This is a genomic window from Burkholderia sp. BCC0397, from assembly GCF_902832865.1.
GTDB lineage: Bacteria > Pseudomonadota > Gammaproteobacteria > Burkholderiales > Burkholderiaceae > Burkholderia.
Genome location: NZ_CADFDL010000003.1, coordinates 659,380 through 678,317, shown reverse-complemented (window position 1 = coordinate 678,317; position 18,938 = coordinate 659,380). Strand labels below are relative to the sequence as shown.

16 protein-coding genes are annotated in these 18,938 nt (G+C 68.5%); 8 read left to right on the top strand and 8 right to left on the bottom strand.

All coding sequences use genetic code 11. The features are described 5' to 3' along the window. Positions 1-50: 50 nt before the first annotated feature. Entirely contained in the window at positions 51-1,238 is a 1,188-nt protein-coding gene (gene tgt / locus HWX03_RS13200) for a tRNA guanosine(34) transglycosylase Tgt (protein WP_175871520.1), read from the bottom strand. A gap of 177 nt (positions 1,239-1,415) precedes the next feature. After that, positions 1,416-2,483 carry a tRNA preQ1(34) S-adenosylmethionine ribosyltransferase-isomerase QueA gene (queA, locus tag HWX03_RS13195; protein WP_175871519.1) on the bottom strand — a complete coding sequence of 356 codons (1,068 nt, stop codon included), beginning with the start codon at positions 2,481-2,483 and terminating at the stop codon, positions 1,416-1,418. Positions 2,484-2,650: 167 nt separating this feature from the next. On the opposite strand from queA, the gene recG reads away from it, so the two are divergent. The 7 genes from recG (at position 2,651) to ubiA (ending at position 10,839) form a co-directional block, all read left to right on the top strand. After that, positions 2,651-4,972, top strand: coding sequence for an ATP-dependent DNA helicase RecG (gene recG / locus HWX03_RS13190; protein WP_175871518.1), 2,322 nt, complete (start codon positions 2,651-2,653; stop codon positions 4,970-4,972). Between the two features lie 126 nt (positions 4,973-5,098). Beyond that, positions 5,099-6,058 carry a LysR substrate-binding domain-containing protein gene (locus HWX03_RS13185; RefSeq protein WP_175820532.1) on the top strand — a complete coding sequence of 320 codons (960 nt, stop codon included), beginning with the start codon at positions 5,099-5,101 and terminating at the stop codon, positions 6,056-6,058. Between the two features lie 393 nt (positions 6,059-6,451). Continuing rightward, positions 6,452-6,580 (top strand): hypothetical protein, encoded by a 129-nt coding sequence (locus HWX03_RS37220; protein WP_279612227.1) that lies wholly within the window; start codon positions 6,452-6,454, stop codon positions 6,578-6,580. Positions 6,581-6,680: 100 nt separating this feature from the next. Further along, positions 6,681-8,867 carry a catalase/peroxidase HPI gene (gene katG / locus HWX03_RS13180; RefSeq protein WP_175871517.1) on the top strand — a complete coding sequence of 729 codons (2,187 nt, stop codon included), beginning with the start codon at positions 6,681-6,683 and terminating at the stop codon, positions 8,865-8,867. A 110-nt stretch (positions 8,868-8,977) separates the two neighbouring features. After that, complete coding sequence (locus HWX03_RS13175; protein WP_208456803.1) at positions 8,978-9,148, top strand: hypothetical protein; 171 nt, start codon at positions 8,978-8,980, stop codon at positions 9,146-9,148. Positions 9,149-9,279: 131 nt separating this feature from the next. Then, on the top strand, positions 9,280-9,768 hold the full coding sequence (gene dpsA / locus HWX03_RS13170) for a non-specific DNA-binding protein DpsA (RefSeq protein WP_174388771.1): 489 nt from the start codon (positions 9,280-9,282) through the stop codon (positions 9,766-9,768). Positions 9,769-9,975: 207 nt separating this feature from the next. After that, a complete protein-coding gene (gene ubiA / locus HWX03_RS13165) occupies positions 9,976-10,839 on the top strand; it encodes a 4-hydroxybenzoate octaprenyltransferase (RefSeq protein WP_105133637.1) in 864 nt (287 codons plus the stop codon). A gap of 109 nt (positions 10,840-10,948) precedes the next feature. On the opposite strand, the gene proC is transcribed toward ubiA, so the two are convergent. The 6 genes from proC to HWX03_RS13135 all read right to left on the bottom strand — a co-directional run bounded on the left by proC (position 10,949) and on the right by HWX03_RS13135 (position 18,208). Then, positions 10,949-11,761: a pyrroline-5-carboxylate reductase gene (gene proC / locus HWX03_RS13160; protein ID WP_175820528.1), complete on the bottom strand. Its 813-nt coding sequence runs from the start codon at positions 11,759-11,761 to the stop codon at positions 10,949-10,951. A gap of 52 nt (positions 11,762-11,813) precedes the next feature. After that, entirely contained in the window at positions 11,814-12,512 is a 699-nt protein-coding gene (locus HWX03_RS13155) for a YggS family pyridoxal phosphate-dependent enzyme (RefSeq protein WP_175871516.1), read from the bottom strand. A gap of 246 nt (positions 12,513-12,758) precedes the next feature. Beyond that, positions 12,759-13,985, bottom strand: coding sequence for a glycolate oxidase subunit GlcF (gene glcF / locus HWX03_RS13150; protein WP_174388775.1), 1,227 nt, complete (start codon positions 13,983-13,985; stop codon positions 12,759-12,761). Positions 13,986-13,992: 7 nt separating this feature from the next. After that, the gene (gene glcE, locus HWX03_RS13145; RefSeq protein ID WP_175871515.1) at positions 13,993-15,081 is read right to left on the bottom strand and encodes a glycolate oxidase subunit GlcE; all 1,089 of its coding nucleotides are present in this window, start codon (positions 15,079-15,081) and stop codon (positions 13,993-13,995) included. Between the two features lie 185 nt (positions 15,082-15,266). Beyond that, positions 15,267-16,760, bottom strand: coding sequence for an FAD-linked oxidase C-terminal domain-containing protein (locus HWX03_RS13140; protein WP_175871514.1), 1,494 nt, complete (start codon positions 16,758-16,760; stop codon positions 15,267-15,269). Positions 16,761-16,798: 38 nt separating this feature from the next. After that, a complete protein-coding gene (locus HWX03_RS13135; protein ID WP_175820526.1) occupies positions 16,799-18,208 on the bottom strand; it encodes an FAD-linked oxidase C-terminal domain-containing protein in 1,410 nt (469 codons plus the stop codon). Positions 18,209-18,344: 136 nt separating this feature from the next. On the opposite strand from HWX03_RS13135, the gene HWX03_RS13130 reads away from it, so the two are divergent. After that, positions 18,345-18,896: a cob(I)yrinic acid a,c-diamide adenosyltransferase gene (locus tag HWX03_RS13130; protein ID WP_174388779.1), complete on the top strand. Its 552-nt coding sequence runs from the start codon at positions 18,345-18,347 to the stop codon at positions 18,894-18,896. The last annotated feature ends 42 nt before the right edge of the window (positions 18,897-18,938 follow it).

Below are 18,938 nucleotides of genomic sequence, written 5' to 3'. Positions count from 1 at the left end.
ATCGATTTCTTTTAGGTCGTGTCCTATGGGGCGGGCCGCCCGCCGGCCCGTCAGTCGACCCCTCTGGCGCGATCCTCCGCGAAGCGCTGCCGGAATGCGTCGAACGTATGCGTTTCGATCGCGTCGCGGATCTCGCTCATCAGCTGCAGGTAGTAGTGCAGGTTGTGGATCGTGTTGAGCTGCGCGCCGAGGATTTCGCCGACGCGGTGCAGGTGATGCAGGTAGCCGCGCGAGAAGTTCTGGCACGTGTAGCAGGTGCAGGTCGCATCGAGCGGCTTCAGCGAATTCTTGTGCGTCGCGTTGCGGATCTTCACGTCGCCGAAGCGCGTGAACAGCCAGCCGTTGCGCGCGTTGCGGGTCGGCATCACGCAGTCGAACATGTCGATGCCGTTCGCGACGCCCTCGACCAGATCCTCCGGCGTGCCGACGCCCATCAGGTAGTGCGGCTTGTTGGCCGGCAGCTTCGGGCCGACGTGCCGCAGCACGCGCATCATGTCTTCCTTCGGCTCGCCCACCGACAGCCCGCCGATCGCGAGGCCGTGGAAGCCGAGTTCCGCGAGGCCCGCGAGCGATTCGTCGCGCAGGTCCTCGAACATCCCGCCCTGGACGATCCCGAACAGCGCGTTCGGATTGCCGAGCCGGTCGAATTCGTCGAGCGAGCGCTTCGCCCAGCGCAGCGACATGCGCATCGAGTCGGCCGCTTCCTGGTGCGTCGTCGGCACGCCGTTGGTCGCGTACGGCGTGCACTCGTCGAACTGCATCACGACGTCGGAGTTCAGCACCTTCTGGATCTGCATCGACACTTCCGGCGACAGGAACAGCTTGTCGCCGTTGATCGGCGACGCGAACGTGACGCCGTCCTCGGTGATCTTGCGCAGGTCGCCAAGCGAGAACACCTGGAAGCCGCCCGAGTCGGTCAGGATCGGCTTGTTCCAGCCCATGAAGCCGTGCAGGCCGCCGTGCGCGTCGATCGTGTCGAGGCCCGGGCGCAGCCACAGGTGGAACGTGTTGCCGAGGATGATCTGGGCCTTGATCTCGTGCAGCTCGCGCGGCTGGATCGCCTTCACGGTGCCGTACGTGCCGACCGGCATGAAGATCGGCGTTTCGACCGTGCCGTGGTTGAGCTTCACGCGGCCGCGGCGCGCGTGGCCGTCGGTCGTCAGCAGTTCGAATTCGAGCCCGTTGGCGGGGCGGTCCTGCACGGGAGCGTGCGTATCGTGGGATGAACCTTCGGTCATCGCGTCATTCTCCTTGCTACCGGAGAACAGTCCGGCGCATGTTGGAAACGCCGCCGGGAATCCGGCGGCGGGGAAAAGCGGGTGCGCACGAGCGTAGCGCGCACACGGGAAAACGGGGCGCTTCGGTGCAACGGCGGCCGCGCGGTGCTGGGGCGCGGGCCGTCGCACCTGCCGCGCTTACGCGCGCGGCGCCTCCGGCGTGTCGCGCCGCGTGAGCAGCATCGCGTCGCCGTAGCTGAAGAAGCGGTAGCGTTCGTCGATCGCATGCCGGTAAGCGGCGCGGATCGTCTCGACGCCCGCGAACGCGGACACGAGCATCAGCAGCGTCGATTTCGGCAGGTGGAAGTTCGTGACGAGCCGGTCGACCACGCGGAAACGGTAGCCGGGCGTGATGAAGATGTCGGTCTCGGCCTGCGCCGCCGCGAGCGGGCGGCCCGCTTCATCGGCCGAGCGCGCGGCAGCCTCGAGCGCGCGCATCGACGTCGTGCCGACCGCGATCACGTTGCCGCCGCGCGCGCGGGTCGCGGCGATCCGGTCGACGAGCGACTGCGGCAGGTCGTACCACTCGCTGTGCATCTTGTGCTCGGCGATGTTGTCGACGCGCACCGGCTGGAACGTGCCGGCGCCGACGTGCAGCGTCAGCGTCGCGCGCTCGACGCCCATCGCGTCGAGCCTGTCGAGCAGCGGCTGGTCGAAGTGCAGCCCGGCCGTCGGCGCCGCGACCGCGCCCGGATTGCTCGCGTAGACGGTCTGGTAGCGGGTTTCGTCGGTCGCGTCGGGATCGTGCTCGATATACGGCGGCAGCGGCAGGCGGCCGTACTGTTCGATCAGCTCGAGGCACGGCGCGGGGAAGTGCAGCGTGAAGAACGGCTCGACGCGCTCGCCGACCGTCACGTCGAACGCGTCGGCCAGGCGCAGCGTCGTGCCGGCGCCCGGCGACTTGCTCGCGCGGATCTGCGCGAGCGCCGTGTGCGTGCCCGTCACGCGCTCGATCAGCACCTCGATCTTGCCGCCGCTGGCCTTCTGGCCGAAGAAACGCGCCTTCAGCACCTTGGTATCGTTGAACACGAGCAGGTCGCCGGGCGCGATGCACGACGGCAGCTCGGCGAAGCGGCGGTCGACGAGGCGCGCGGGCGCGACGCTGCCGTCGACCTCGAGCAGGCGGCTCGCGGTGCGATCGGGCAGCGCGGTTTGTGCAATCAGCTCGGGCGGCAGATTGAAATCGAAATCGGAAAGCGTGAACATGCGGGCTGGTTCGAAACGGCCGGCGGGCGTCGCCGGCAGGGCGGAAACGCGTAATCGGGGCGCGCGAGCCGCTATGATGACGGGATGCGCGGCCTGGCCGGCGTCGTTCGTTCGGACGACGTGAAAGCCGCTATTGTACTTGCCTTGCGAAGCACCCAGACGATCCGATGCCTGTGTCACCACGCCGTTCCCCCGCTGCCGTTGCCGATTCCGCCGATCCGTTCGACGCGGACGATGCTGCCTCGTTCGCGCCGTCCGCATCGGGCTCCGGCGCGCGCCGCGCCGGCCCGAAGCGCGGCGCCGACGGCCGGCTCGCGCAGCCCGCGGCCGCCGCGCCCGACGTCGAACCGGGCGCGGGCGGCGACGAAGCGGACGCGCCCGGCGCATCCGGCACGAAACGCAAGAAGAAGCCGGCCGCCGACAAGCCGGTGAAAACCGCCGACAAGCTCGCGAAGCTCGGCCTCACGCGCTCGATCGATCTCGTGCTGCATCTGCCGATGCGCTACGAGGACGAAACCACGCTCACGCCGATCGGCGAGTTGCTGCCCGGCGGCATCGCGCAGACCGAAGGCGTCGTGTTCGACAACGAGGTCGCGTACCGGCCGCGCCGCCAGCTCGTCGTGAAGATCCAGGACGACGACGGCGAGCAGCTCGTGCTGCGGTTCCTGAATTTCTACGGGTCGCAGGTCAAGCAGATGGCCGTTGGCCAGCGGCTGCGCGTGCGCGGCGACGTGCGCGGCGGCTTCTTCGGGATGGAGATGGTGCATCCGGCCGTGCGCGTCGTCGAAGCCGATGCGCCGCTGCCGCAGGTGCTCACGCCCGTCTATCCGAGCACGGCCGGCGTGTCGCAGGCGTATCTGCGCAAGGCGATCGAGAACGCGGTCGAGCGCACGCCGCTGCCCGAACTACTGCCGCCCGAGATCCAGCGCGATTACCTGAAGCCGCTCGACGTGCCGACGCTCGAGCAGGCGGTGCGCATCCTGCACCACCCGCGCGTCGATTCCGACGAAGCCGCGCTGATGGACGGCTCGCACCCGGCGTGGACGCGCATCAAGTTCGAGGAGCTGCTCGCGCAGCAGCTGTCGCTCAAGCGTGCGCACGAGGAGCGCCGCACGCGCGCCGCGCCCGCGATGCCGCGCCGCACCGCGAGCGACACCGATGCGCTGACGACGCGTTTCTATGCGGCGCTGCCGTTCGCGTTGACCGGCGCGCAGGCGCGCGTCGTCGACGAGATCGCGCACGATCTCACGCTCGCGCACCCGATGCAGCGGCTGCTGCAGGGCGACGTCGGCAGCGGCAAGACGGTCGTCGCGGCGCTGGCCGCCACGCAGGCGATCGACGCCGGCTACCAGGCTGCGCTGATGGCGCCGACCGAAATCCTCGCGGAACAGCACGCGCGCAAGCTGCGCGCATGGCTCGAGCCGCTCGGCGTCACGGTCGCGTGGCTCGCGGGCAGCCTGAAGGCGAAGGAGAAACGCGCGGCGATCGAGGCGGCCGCGCTCGGCACCGCGCAGCTCGTGATCGGCACGCACGCGATCATCCAGGACACGGTCGAATTCGCGCGGCTCGGCCTCGTGATCGTCGACGAGCAGCACCGCTTCGGCGTCGAGCAGCGTCTTGCGCTGCGCGCGAAGGCCGCGAATGCCGCCAACGGCGCGCGCGACTTTCAGCCGCACCAGCTGATGATGTCGGCCACGCCGATCCCGCGCACGCTCGCGATGACGTACTACGCGGATCTCGAGGTGTCGACGATCGACGAGCTGCCGCCCGGCCGCACGCCCGTGCTGACGCGCCTCGTCGGCGACGCGCGGCGCGAGGAGGTGATCGCCCGCGTGCGCGAGGCCGCGCTGACCGGGCGCCAGGTGTACTGGGTGTGCCCGCTGATCGAGGAGAGCGAGACGCTGCAGCTGCAGACGGCCGTCGAAACCTACGAGACGCTGGCCGCGGCGCTCCCCGAACTGAAGGTCGGCCTCGTGCACGGCCGCCTGTCGCCGGCCGACAAGGCGGCCGTGATGGAAGCATTCACGCGCAACGAAGTGCAGTTGCTGGTCGCGACGACCGTGATCGAGGTCGGCGTCGACGTGCCGAACGCGTCGCTGATGGTGATCGAACACGCGGAGCGCTTCGGCCTCGCGCAACTGCACCAGTTGCGCGGCCGCGTCGGGCGCGGCACCGCGGCGTCCGTGTGCGTGCTGCTGTACACGGGCCCGCTGTCGCTTACCGGCCGCGAGCGGCTGAAGACGATGCGCGAGACGACCGACGGTTTCGAGATCGCGCGGCGCGACCTCGAAATCCGCGGCCCCGGCGAATTCCTCGGCGCGCGCCAGTCGGGCGCGGCGATGCTGCGCTTTGCGAACCTCGAGACCGACGGCTGGCTGATCGATCCGGCCCGCGAGGCCGCGGCGCGGCTGATTGCCGCGTATCCGGAGGTCGTCACGCAGCACCTCGCGCGCTGGCTCGGCGCGCGCGAGCAGTACCTGAAGGCCTGATCGACCGGCTTGGGGCCGGATCGAAAGCCGCCACTCGACGCATCGCGATGCAGAGAAACTTGGCGAACCGGTGCCAGAGGGTGTATAAATTAAACCTATCGCCTGTATATCTCTGATTGACCCACAATGACCCTGACTGAATTGAAGTACATCGTCGCGGTCGCGCGCGAGCGGCATTTCGGCCGCGCGGCCGAAGCGTGCTTCGTGAGCCAGCCGACGCTGTCGGTGGCGATCAAGAAGCTCGAAGACGAGCTCAACGTGCAGATTTTCGAGCGCGGCGCGAGCGAAGTGAGCGTGACGCCGATCGGCGACCAGATCGTCACCCAGGCGCAGCGCGTGCTGGAGCAGACCTTCGCGATCAAGGAGATCGCGAAGCAGGGCAAGGACCCGCTCGTCGGCCCGTTCCGCCTCGGCGTGATCTACACGATCGGGCCGTACCTGCTGCCGACGCTCGTCAAGCAGATGATCCAGCGTGTCCCGCAGATGCCGCTGATGCTGCAGGAGAACTACACGCTGAAGCTGCTCGAACTGCTGAAGCAGGGCGAGATCGACGCCGCGATCATGGCGCTGCCGTTCCCCGAAACCGGCCTGATGGTGCGGCCGCTGTACGACGAGCCGTTCGTCGTCGCGCTGCCGGCCGGCCATCCGTGGGAGAAGCGCGACGAAATCGACGCCGAGGACCTGAAGCAGGAAACCATGCTGCTGCTCGGCAACGGCCACTGCTTCCGCGATCACGTGCTCGGCGTGTGTCCGGAACTGATGCGCTTCTCGCAGACGGCCGACGGCATCCAGAAGACCTTCGAGGGCTCGTCGCTCGAGACGATTCGCCACATGGTCGCGAGCGGCGTCGGCATCACCGTGCTGCCGCGGATGTCGGTCGCCGAGGTCGGCCCGCGCGCGAACGGCCCCGATGCCGAGCTGTTGTCGTACGTGCCGTTCAACGAACCGGTGCCCGACCGCCGCGTGGTGCTCGTGTGGCGCAAGAGCTTCACGCGGATGCCCGCGATCGACGCAATCAGCGACGCGATTGCCGCGTGCGCGCTGCCGGGCGTCGCGAAGCTCGACATGCCGGCCACGATGAACTGACGCGCCCGCGCATGCGGGTGTGGCAGCGTGATGAACGGGGTCGTGCGACCCCGTTTATTTTTCCCTATCGCATAGATGAAATTTATCAAATTCAAATAATTGATAGATGTAGATAGAATCCTCTACATGGATCGGCGTGGAGCCGGTGTGCGGGATGCACATTGAATGCAAGCGTCAAGGGAGGATGTCATGATGCGGTCGGTATTGCAGCACGCGCAGCGGAACATCCCGTCGCGCGACACGGTCGTACATCGCGCCAGGGCGGCGGTTCGCGGCCTGCGCCCGATTGCGTTCGCGTACCTGGCGGACCGTGTGTATGGCGGATGAGTGCCGCCGCACGCCGGTCCTGTGTTCCCCCGATTCACCTGCCGTCGAGCCATGAGGGAGCATTGCATGTCCGATACCCGAAAAGCCGTCCGCCTCGCCGGCACGACGACTGCCGGCAGCCGCTTCCCCGAGCGCGCCGCCTGCGGCGCGTGGCAACGGGAACACGTGCCGAAGGCCGCGCACGACGTCCCGTAGTACGACAGGAGGACCCGCCTGTTCCGTTTCTTACCCCCCGCAATGCTCCACGAACCGCGCCCGGCACGTGGGGGCCTACGAGCAAGTCAAGGAGAAAAGCATGTCGAACGAAACGAAGTGCCCGTTCAACCACACCGCAGGCAGCGGCACGACGAACAAGGACTGGTGGCCGAATCAGCTGAACCTCAACGTCCTGCATCGGCATTCGGCGCTGTCCGATCCGATGGACAAGGATTTCGACTACGCCGACGCGTTCAAGAAGCTGGATCTCGCCGCGGTGAAGCAGGACCTGCACGCGCTGATGACGACGTCGCAGGACTGGTGGCCGGCCGACTTCGGCCACTACGGCGGCCTGTTCATCCGCATGGCATGGCATAGCGCCGGCACGTACCGAACGGCCGACGGCCGCGGCGGCGCGGGCGGCGGGCAGCAGCGCTTCGCGCCGCTCAACAGCTGGCCGGACAACGTGAGCCTCGACAAGGCGCGCCGCCTGCTGTGGCCGATCAAGCAGAAATACGGCCGCAACATCTCGTGGGCCGACCTGCTGATCCTGACCGGCAACGTCGCGCTCGAATCGATGGGCTTCAAGACCTTCGGCTATGCCGGCGGCCGCGTCGATACGTGGGAACCGGACGACGTCTACTGGGGCTCGGAAAAGATCTGGCTGGAACTGAGCGGCGGCCCGAACAGCCGCTACACGGGCAAGCGCGAGCTCGAAAGCCCGCTCGCCGCGGTGCAGATGGGCCTGATCTACGTGAACCCGGAAGGCCCGGACGGTAACCCCGACCCGGTCGCCGCCGCGCACGACATCCGCGAGACGTTCGCGCGGATGGCGATGAACGACGAGGAAACGGTCGCGCTGATCGCGGCCGGCCACACGTTCGGCAAGACGCACGGCGCCGGCCCGGCCTCGAACGTCGGTCCCGAGCCGGAAGCCGCGGGCCTCGAGCAGCAGGGCCTCGGCTGGAAGAGCACGTTCGGCACGGGCAAGGGCAAGGACACGATCACGAGCGGCCTCGAAGTCACGTGGACGTCGACGCCGACGCAGTGGAGCAACGACTTCTTCAAGCACCTGTTCAGCTACGAGTGGGAGCTTACGAAGAGCCCGGCCGGCGCGCACCAGTGGGTCGCGAAGGATGCCGGCGAGGTGATCCCCGATGCGTACGACGCGTCGAAGAAGCATCGTCCGACGATGCTGACGACCGACCTGTCGCTGCGTTTCGACCCGGCCTATGAAAAGATCTCGCGCCGCTTCTACGAGAATCCGGCCGAATTCGCCGACGCGTTCGCACGCGCCTGGTTCAAGCTCACGCACCGCGACATGGGTCCGCGTGCCCGCTATCTCGGCCCGGACGTTCCGGCGGAACACCTGCTGTGGCAGGACCCGATCCCGGCCGTCGATCACCCGCTGATCGACGACGCCGACGTCGCCGCGCTGAAGGCGAAGGTGCTGGCAACGGGCCTGTCGGTGTCGCAGCTCGTGTCGACCGCTTGGGCGTCGGCGGCGACGTTCCGCGGCTCGGACAAGCGCGGCGGCGCGAACGGTGCGCGCATCCGCCTCGCGCCGCAGAAGGACTGGGAAGTGAACCGCCCGGCCGAACTCGCGACGGTGCTCGAAACGCTCGAAGGCGTGCAGAAGGCGTTCAACGACGCGCAGACGGGCGGCAAGAAGGTGTCGCTGGCCGACCTGATCGTGCTGGCCGGTGCGGCCGGCGTCGAGCAGGCGGCGAAGCACGCGGGCATCGCGATCACGGTGCCGTTCGCACCGGGCCGGATGGATGCGTCGCAGGAAGAAACCGACGTCGACGCGATGGCCGTGCTCGAGCCGCTCGCCGACGGTTTCCGCAACTACCTGAAGAGCGCGTACAAGACGCCGGCCGAGGCGCTGCTGGTCGACAAGGCCCAGCTGCTGACGCTGAGCGCACCGGAAATGACGGTGCTCGTCGGCGGCCTGCGCGTGCTCGGTGCGAATGCCGGCGATGCGAAGCACGGCGTGTTCACCGATCGTCCGGAAACGCTGACGAACGACTTCTTCGTGAACCTGCTCGACATGGGCACGGAATGGAAGCCGGCGTCGGCCGCGAACGACGTGTTCGAAGGGCGCGATCGCGCGACGGGCGCGGTCAAGTGGACGGGCACGCGTGTCGACCTGATCTTCGGCTCGCATGCGCAACTGCGTGCGCTGGCCGAGGTGTACGGCAGCGCGGATGCGAAGGAGAAGTTCGCGCGCGATTTCGTCGCGGCCTGGAACAAGGTGATGAACCTCGACCGCTTCGACCTCGCATGAGCCTGGCCGCATCCTGACGCGGTGATGCAGTCATGCAGTAACGTGAAGCGGCCGGTCCAACGACCGGCCGTTTCTTCTCTGAACGATGTCTTGTCAAAGGAGTGACGATCATGACGCAAATGATGCTCAACATGCGTGCCGTCGCATCGCCCATTCTGCGATCGCCGGGCGAGCTGGCGCGCTACGTCGTCGGCTTCGCGATCGTCGTCGGCGGGGCGGCGGAGCTGGTCTCGCAGGCGCTGCACGCGCTCGCACCGGTGATGTCGATCGCCGGCGGTTGAGGGCGGTCGAGGGCGACGATGAATTCGCGACGCTAGACTGGCGAGTCGCGAACGGATGCCGCGACGCGGCATGCGGATTGCTCGACGCATTTTCGCCGGTTCAACATTTTTTCGAATGAGGAGTCCCGAAGATGGCCAAGAAAGGCAACGCCACGCAGATCAACATCGGTATCAGCGACAAGGACCGCAAGAACATCGCGGACGGCCTGTCGCGCCTGCTTGCCGATACGTTTTCGCTGTACCTGAAGACCCACAATTTCCACTGGAACGTGACCGGACCGATGTTCAACACGCTGCACCTGATGTTCGAGGAGCAGTACAACGAACTGTGGCTCGCGGTCGATTCCGTCGCCGAGCGCATTCGCACGCTGGGCGTCGTCGCACCCGGCACGTTCGGCGAATTCGCGAAACTGTCGTCGGTGCCGGAAGCGAAGGGCGTGCCGGCCGCCGAGGAGATGATCCGCCAGCTCGTCGAAGGGCACGAGACGGTCGTGCGCACCGCGCGCGACATCTTCCCGATCGCCGACGCGGCGAGCGACGAGCCGACCGCCGACCTGCTCACGCAGCGCCTGCAGACGCATGAAAAGACCGCATGGATGCTGCGGTCGCTGCTCGCGTAAGGCCGGCGTGGGCTGGGCGTCAGGCATGGCCCAATGTGGGTTGGCTTTGAATCTGTCCCCGGATTGATTCCCGCCGCGGCGTGGCCGCGCGCAGCGGGCTGCGGCGGCCGGCCAGCCCGCCGCGACCGTCGGCCGCGGGTCGCGCCGACATGACGCGAAGCACCGCTCGGCTCTAAAATGCCGGGATTCTCTTCCCGGTGCTTCGCCATGCTTGCCCGCTTTCCCCTGTATCTGCGGCTCGTCCGGATGGACAAGCCGATCGGCAGCCTGCTGCTGCTGTGGCCGACGCTCAACGCGCTGTGGATCGCGTCGGACGGCCATCCGCGCTGGCCGCTGCTCGTGATCTTCACGCTCGGCACGCTGCTGATGCGCTCGGCCGGCTGCGCGATGAACGACTATGCCGACCGCGATTTCGACCGCCACGTGAAGCGCACGGCCGACCGGCCGCTGACGTCGGGCAAGATCCGGGCATGGGAAGCCGTCGCGATCGCGGTCGGGCTGTCGTTCATCGCGTTCCTGCTGATCCTGCCGCTCAATACGCTGACGAAAGAGCTGTCGGTCGTCGCGCTGTTCGTCGCCGGCTCCTACCCGTTCATGAAGCGCTTCTTCGCGATTCCGCAGGCGTATCTCGGCATCGCGTTCGGCTTCGGCATCCCGATGGCGTTCGCGGCCGTGCAGGACACGGTGCCGGTGCTGGCGTGGGTGATGCTGGTCGCGAACATCTTCTGGTCGGTCGCGTACGACACCGAATATGCGATGGTCGATCGCGACGACGACATCAAGATCGGCATCCGCACGTCCGCGCTGACGTTCGGCCGTTTCGACGTCGCGGCCGTGATGGCGTGCTACGCGGTGACGCTCGGCATCTACGTGTGGATCGGCGTGACGCTCGGCTTCGGCCTCGCGTACTGGGCCGGCTGGGCGGCGGCGGTCGGCTGCGCGCTGTATCACTACACGCTGATCAAGGATCGCGAACGGATGCCGTGCTTCGCGGCGTTCCGCCACAACAACTGGCTCGGCGGCGTGCTGTTCGCGGGCATCGCCGCGCATTACCTGCTGGCCGGCAGTTGAACGACACACCGGCATACCGCGCGTTCGTGCGCGCGGCGCCAACGAAAAAGCGACCTGACGGTCGCTTTTTTTACGTCCGGCGCCGGCCAAGCCGGCGCCGCCGTCGCGCTTACGCGCGGCCGAGCTCGTCGCCCATTTCCTTCGCGCGCGCTTCGGCCGCGAGCGCGCCGCGCACGATCGCTTCCTTCACGCCCTGCGCGTCGAACGCCGCGAGCGCGGCGGCCGTCGTGCCGCCCTTCGACGTCACGCGTTCGCGCAGCACGCTCGCTGGTTCGCCCGATTGCGCGGCGAGTTGCGCGGCGCCCGTGAACGTCGCGACCGCGAGCGCGCGGCCCTGCTCGTCGTTCATGCCGAGACGGCGTGCGGCTTCCTGCAGCGCTTCGATGAAATAGAACACGTACGCGGGGCCGCTGCCCGAAATCGCCGTGACCGCGTCGAGCTGCGCTTCGTCGTCGAACCACACGATCTCGCCGACCGCGCCGAGCACGCTCGACGCGAGTTCGCGGCCTGCCGCGTCGACGCCCGGCAGCGCGGCCAGGCCGGTCACGCCCATGCCGACCAGCGCGGGCGTGTTCGGCATCGTGCGCACGACGCGCGCATAGCCGCCGAGCCAGCGGGCGAGGTCGGTGCCGCGGATGCCGGCCGCGATGCTGATCACGAGCTGCGACTTCAGGTGCGGCGCGAGCGCCTGCGCGACGTCGTTCAGCACCTGCGGCTTCACCGCGAGCACGATCGCGTCGTAGTCGGCGAGCGTGGCGTCGACGGCCGCGCCGGTGCGCACGCCGAATTGCTGCGCGGCGCGCGCGCGGACGTCTTCGTTGATGTCGATGGCATACAGGCCGTCCGCGGCGACGCCGCGCTTGATCAGGCCGCCGATCAGGGCCGCGGCCATGTTGCCGCCGCCGATGAATGCGATTTTCATGATGTCGGGAATGAGCGAGTGAGTGAACGGAAAGGCGGAAAGGGCGCGGCGTTCAACGCGCGTAATCGCGCGCGCCGAAGATCGCGGTGCCGACGCGCACGATCGTCGCGCCTTCGAGCACGGCCGCGTCGAGATCGGCGGACATGCCCATCGACAGCGTGTCGAGCGGCAGGCCGTCGGCGCGCAACGTGTCGAACAACGCGCGCAGCGCGCGATGCGGCGCGCGTTGCGCGTCGGTGTCGCCGACCGGTTCGGGAATCGCCATCAGGCCGCGCAGCCGCAGCGACGGCAGCGCGGCGACCGCCCGCGCGACCTCGGCCACGTCGGCCGGCGCGACGCCGCTCTTCGACGCCTCGCCGCTGATGTTCACCTGCACGCACACGTTGAGCGGCGGCAGGTGCGCGGGGCGCTGTTCCGACAGGCGCTGCGCGATCTTCAGCCGGTCGACCGAATGGACCCAGTCGAAGCGCTCGGCGACGGGGCGCGTCTTGTTCGATTGCAGCGGCCCGATGAAATGCCATTCGAGGCGCGCGCGCAGGTCGGCGAGCGCGTCGATCTTGTCGATCGACTCCTGCACGTAGTTCTCGCCGAAGGCGCGCTGCCCGGCCGCATGCGCGGCGCGCACGTCGTCGGCCGGAAACGTCTTCGACACGGCGAGCAGCGATACGGTGGCGGGATCGCGGCCGGCCGCGCGGGCGGCGTTGGCGATGCGGCGGTGAACGGAGTCGAGACGGGCGGCGAGATCGGACATGACGGGCACGGAAGCAGGCACGGAGGCAGCACGGAAACGGGCAGAAACGGGCATGAAGCCGATGCGCCGCGATACGAGGCGCATCGATCCGCTCATTATACGGACGCCGTGCGCCGGCCCGTTACGTGTGAACAGGCCTTACCGCGCCATGCGCCTCGCGAATGCGTCGAGTATTCGCTTCGTTGCAATCCTTGCGCTCGGCCCTTCTGGGGGCCAGCGCAAGCCCGTTATTAGCGTGAACAGGCCCTAACCGTACAGCAAATGCTCGACGAGCTGGATCCAGTGGGTGACCGGAATCTGCGTGCCGCTTTGCAGGTGCGCGATGCAGCCGATGTTGCCGGACACGATCATCTGCGGTTCGAGCGCCTGCAGCTTCAGCAGCTTCTGCTTGCGCAACCGGTACGACAGCGACGGCTGCGTCAGCGAGTAGGTGCCGGCCGAGCCGCAGCACAGGTGGCTGTCGGCCGGCAGCCGCACATCGATGCCGAGCGTTTCGAGCAGGCGCTCGACCTTGCCGCGCGACTGCTGGCCGTGCTGCAGCGTGCACGGCGGGTGGTACGCGACCGTATGGATCGCGCGGCGCCGCGCGATCGTCGCGAGTTCGGCCTCGAACGCGAGCAGCACGTCGGAGATGTCGCGGGTCAGCGACACGATGCGCTGCGCCTTCTCCGCGTAGGCCGGATCGTCGCGCAGCAGGTGCGCGTATTCGAGCACCGTCACGCCGCAGCCCGACGCGTTCATCACGATCGCCTCGGCGCCCTGTTCGACGTGGGGCCACCACGCGTCGATGTTGCGGCGCGCGTCGTCGAGCGCTTCGTCGTGATAGTTCAGGTGCAGGCGGATCGCGCCGCAGCAGCCCGCATCGGGCGAGACGACCGTCTCGATGCCGAGCGCGTCGAGCACGCGCGCGGTCGCGATGTTGATGTTCGGCAGCATCGACGGCTGCACGCAGCCGCCGAGCATCAGCATCTTGCGCGTATGCGTGCGGTGCGGCCATTCGAGCAGCCGCGTGCGCGGCGGCACCTTGTCGCGCAGCCGCTTCGGCAGCAGCGGCCGCACGTGCTGGCCGAGCCGCATCACCGGCGAGAACAGCGCGGCGTTCGGCACGACGCTCGCGAGTACGCGGCGCATGAGCCGCTGCTGGACGGGGCGCTCTACCTGCGCCTCCACGTGCTTGCGGCCGATCTCGACGAGCCGGCCGTACTGGACGCCGGACGGGCAGGTCGTCTCGCAACTGCGGCAGGTGAGGCAGCGGTCGAGATGCTGTTGCGTGCTGCGCGTGACGGGGGCGCCTTCGACCATCTGCTTGATCAGGTAGATGCGTCCGCGCGGGCCGTCGAGTTCGTCGCCGAGCAGTTGATAGGTCGGGCAGGTCGCGGTGCAGAACCCGCAGTGCACGCACTTGCGCAGGATCGCGTCGGCCTCGTCGCCGTCGGGCGTGTTGCGAATGAAATCGGCGAGGTTCGTTTGCATCGATCCCTCAGAGGTCGGGGTAAAGCCGGCCGCGATTGAAGATGCGCGCGGGATCGAACGCGCTCTTCAGCCCGCGGTGGATCTTCATCATCGGCGCGGGCAGCGGCGTGAACACGCCCGCGCTGCGGTCGTAGGTGTCGCCCGCGCGGAACAGCGTCGCATGGCCGCCGGCCTGCTTCGCGCTCATGCGCACGGTTTGCGCGTCGGCGTCGGTGATCCACCAGCGCTGCGCGCCGCCCCATTCCATCAACTGGGTGCCGGGCAGGTGCATCGGTTCGGTGATCGACGGCAGCGACAGGCGCCACAGCGCGTAGCCGGGCGGGATGCCGTTGAAGAACGGATCGGTATGCTCGCGCACGCCGGACCAGAAGCGCTCGGCCTCGACCGCGTCGACGACTTCGCCGCCGAGCAGCGTTTTCGCGGATTTCACGGCGGCTTCCGCGCCCGACAGGCGCAGCACGAGCGTGCCGTTGCGCCACGCGCTCGCGCTGACCGGCAGCGGATGGCCGCCCCATTCGTTGAGCTTGCGCACCGCGTCGGTCGCGGTCATCTCGAACTTCAGCGTGACTTCGGCGACGGGCATCGGCAGCACCTTGATCGACAGGTCGAGCATCAGCCCGAGCGTGCCGAGCGCGCCGGCCATCAGCCGCGACACGTCGTAGCCGGCGACGTTCTTCACGACTTGCCCGCCGAAGCGCAGCCTTTCGCCGCGGCCGTTCATCAGCGTGGTGCCGAGCACGAAATCGCGCGGTGCGCCGCAGGTGGCGCGGCGCGGGCCCGCGAGGCCGGCCGCGACGCAGCCGCCGATGGTGGCCGAACGGCCGAAGTGCGGCGGCTCGAACGGCAGCATCTGGCCGCACTCGGCGAGGACGGTTTCAAGCTGCGCGAGCGGCGTGCCCGCGCGGACCGTGACGACGAGTTCGGCCGGGTCGTACGACACGATGCCCTGAAACGCGCGCGTGTCGAGTATTTCGCCCTCGAGCGCCTGACCGTACCAGTCCTTGGTGCCGCCGCCGCGAATCCGCAGCGGCCGGCCGTCGGCGCTGGCGGCGCGCACACGCTCGGCCCATCCGGCGACGATGTCGTCCTCTTCCATGTTCCGTTGCTTTCTCGTCTCGTTGTCCGGTCGATTGTACCGGGGTGGCGCGATTCCACATCGTGACTATCCCTAAGCCCCGTGTCGCATGCGGCATGCTCGCGCCGGCACGCGAACGCGCCGCGCGGGCACGGCAGACCGCCGCGGCGCGGCCACCGGTGCGGGCCGCGACCCGCGCGCGCCGCTCAGAAGCGCGGTAGGTCGGGGTGCGGCAGCAGCCCGCCGCGCACGTGCTGGCGCCCGTATTCGGCGCAGCGCGCGCGGGTCGGGATGCCCTTGTCCGGGTTCAGCAGCCCGGCCGGATCGAATGCGCGCTTGACCGCGAAGAACGCATCGCGCTCCTGCGGCGAGAACTGCACGCACATCGAATTGAGTTTTTCGATGCCGACGCCGTGCTCGCCCGTCACGCTGCCGCCGAATTCCACGCAGCATTCGAGGATTTCCGCGCCGAACTGCTCGGCGCGGTGCAGCTCGTCCGGATCGTTCGCGTTGTACAGGATCAGCGGATGCATGTTGCCGTCGCCCGCATGGAACACGTTGATGCAGCGCAGCCCGTGGCGCGTTTCGAGCTGCTCGATGCGCGCGAGCAGCGGGCCGATCGCGCGGCGCGGCACGGTGCCGTCCATGCAGTAATAATCGGCGGAAATGCGGCCGGCGGCCGGGAACGCGTTCTTGCGGCCGGACCAGAAGCGCAGCCGCTCGCTTTCGTTGCGCGACACCTGGATGCGCGTCGCGCCGTGTTCGCGCAGCACGGCCGTCATCCGCACGATTTCCTCGGCGACTTCTTCCGGCGTGCCGTCCGATTCGCACAGCAGGATTGCCTTCGCGTCGAGGTCGTAGCCCGCGTGCGTGAACGCCTCGACGGCCTGCGTGGCCGGCTTGTCCATCATTTCGAGCCCGGCCGGGATGATGCCCGACGCGATGATCGCCGCCACCGCCTCGCCGCCCTTGATGACGTCGTCGAAGCTCGCCATCACGAGCTGCGCGGTCTGCGGTTTCGGGATCAGCTTCACCGTGACCTCGGTGACGATCGCGAACATCCCTTCGCTGCCGATCATCACCGCGAGCAGGTCGAGACCGGGCATGTCGAGTGCGAGCGAGCCGAATTCGACGACCTCGCCGTCGATCGTCACCGCGCGCACGCGCATCACGTTGTGCACGGTCAGCCCGTATTTCAGGCAGTGGACGCCGCCGGAATTTTCCGCGACGTTGCCGCCGATCGTGCAGGCGATCTGCGACGACGGATCGGGTGCGTAATAGAGGCCATACGGCGCGGCCGCTTCCGAGATCGCGAGGTTGCGCACGCCGGGCTGCACGATCGCCGTGCGCGCGTACGGGTCGACTTCGACGATGCGCGTGAAGCGCGCGAGCGACAGCACGACGCCGAGTGCGATCGGCAGCGCGCCGCCCGACAGGCTCGTACCGGCGCCGCGCGGCACGATCGGCACTTCCATGCGGCGGCAGATCTGCACGATCCGCTGCACCTGCGATTCGGTTTCCGGCAACGCGACCGCGAGCGGCAGCCGGCGGTACGCGGACAGGCCGTCGCATTCGTACGGCGCCGTGTCCTCGTCGCGGTACAGCAGGCAGTGCGTCGGCAGCACGGCCATCAGCGCCTGCACGACTTCGCGCTGGCGCTGCGCGCGTGCGGCGCTCGACAGTTCGACGGGAGCGTTCATAGGGCCTCCTGCGTGGGGCGCGAGCTCGCGCCGCCGGGTCAGCACGTGAAGATCTTGCCCGGATTCATCAGGTTGCGCGGATCGAGCGCGAGCTTGATCGCGCGCATCGTGTCGATCGCGTTGTCGCCGTGCTCCTTCGGCAGGAAGCGCATCTTGTGCAGCCCGACGCCGTGCTCGCCCGTGCAGGTGCCGCCCAGCCGCAGCGCGCGCTCGACGATCCGGTCGTTGATGTGCTCGGCTTCGGCGAGCTCCTCGGGCTTGTCGGGATCGATCAGGATCGCGACGTGGAAATTGCCGTCGCCGACGTGGCCGACGATCGGGCAGGGCAGCGACGACGCGCGCAGGTCGACCTCGGTTTCCTCGACGCATGCGGCGAGCTGCGAGATCGGCACGCACACGTCGGTCGTCACCGCACGGCAGCCCGGTTTCAGCTGCAGCATCGCGAAGTACGCGTTGTGGCGCGCGGACCAGAGCCGCGTGCGATCCTCGGGGCGCGTCGCCCATTCGAAGCCCTGGCCGGCGTTCTGGCCGGCGAGCGCCTGCACGAGTTCGGCCTGTTCCTTCACGCCGGCGTCGGTGCCGTGGAATTCGAAGAACAGCGTCGGTGCTTCGGTCAGCGTCAGGTTCGAGTGACGGTTGATCGAGCGCACCGCGAGCGCATCGACGAATTCGACGCGCGCGATCGGCACGCCGATCTGGATCGTCTCGATCACGGTGCGGACCGCGTCGCCCATCGTCGGGAACGTGCAGATCGCGGCCGACACAGCCTCGGGCAGCGGGTGCAGGCGCAGCGTGATCTCGGTGATCACGCCGAGCGTGCCTTCGGACCCGACGAACAGCCGCGTGAGGTCGTAGCCGGCCGACGACTTGCGCGCGCGCGAGCCGGTTTTGACTACGCGGCCGTCCGCGAGCACCGCGGTCAGGCCGAGCACGTTCTCGCGCATCGTGCCGTAGCGCACGGCATTGGTGCCCGATGCGCGGGTCGCGGTCATCCCGCCGATGCTGGCGTCGGCGCCCGGATCGATCGGGAAGAACAGGCCGGTGTCGCGCAGCGCTTCGTTGAGCGCCTTGCGCGTGATGCCCGGCTCGACCGTCACGGTCAGGTCTTCGGCGTTGATCGACAGCACGCGGTTCATTTCCGACAGGTCGAGCGACACGCCGCCGCGCACCGCGAGCAGGTGGCCTTCGAGCGACGAGCCGGCGCCGTACGGGATCAGCGGCACGCTGTAGAGCGAGCACAGCGACACGACTTCGCGCACGTCGTCGGTACTGCGCGCGAACACGACGGCGTCGGGCAGTTGCGGATCGAACGGGGATTCGTCGCGGCCGTGATGGGCGCGAACCGCGTCGGCGGTCGACACGCGCTCGCCGAAAGCGGCGCGCAGCGCATCGAGCATGGCGGGGGGCAGCGGGCGGCGCGTGGCGACCGGCGGGGCAGGGTGATTCACGAATGTCTCCTGACTGCTTGTCGAACTTTCGGCCCATTCTACGCTGTAACGTCCGCTGCGCCTCCCGCCGCGGGCTGCGATAATTGTGTTCCAGCCAACCGGGCCGCGTGGCGGCCGCGCACGAGAGGACATTCGCATGGGCAACCGCTTGAGCAAGATCGCGACGCGCACGGGCGACGACGGCACCACCGGGCTCGGCGACGGGCGGCGCATCGGCAAGGACGACGCGCGGATCGCCGCGATCGGCGACGTCGACGAACTGAACTCGAATCTCGGCGTGCTGCTGGCCGAGACGCTGCCGGACGACGTGCGCACGGCGCTCGTCACGATCCAGCACGACCTGTTCGATCTCGGCGGCGAGCTGTGCATTCCCGGCCACACGGTGCTCGACGATACGCATCTCGCGCGCCTCGATCAGTGGCTCGCCGACTACAACGCGACGCTGCCGCCGCTGAAGGAATTCATCCTGCCGGCCGGCTCGCGCGCGGCATCGCTCGCGCACGTCTGCCGAACCGTGTGCCGCCGCGCGGAGCGCTCGATCGTCGCGCTCGGGCGCGGCGACACGCTCAATGATGCGCCGCGGCGGTACGTGAACCGGCTGTCCGACCTGCTGTTCGTGCTGGCGCGCGTGCTGAACCGCGCCGGCGGTGGCGCCGACGTGCTGTGGGAGCGCGGGCGCGTCCGCTAGCGCGCCGTCACGTTTTTGCGCACTGCGACAATTTGCCCGGCG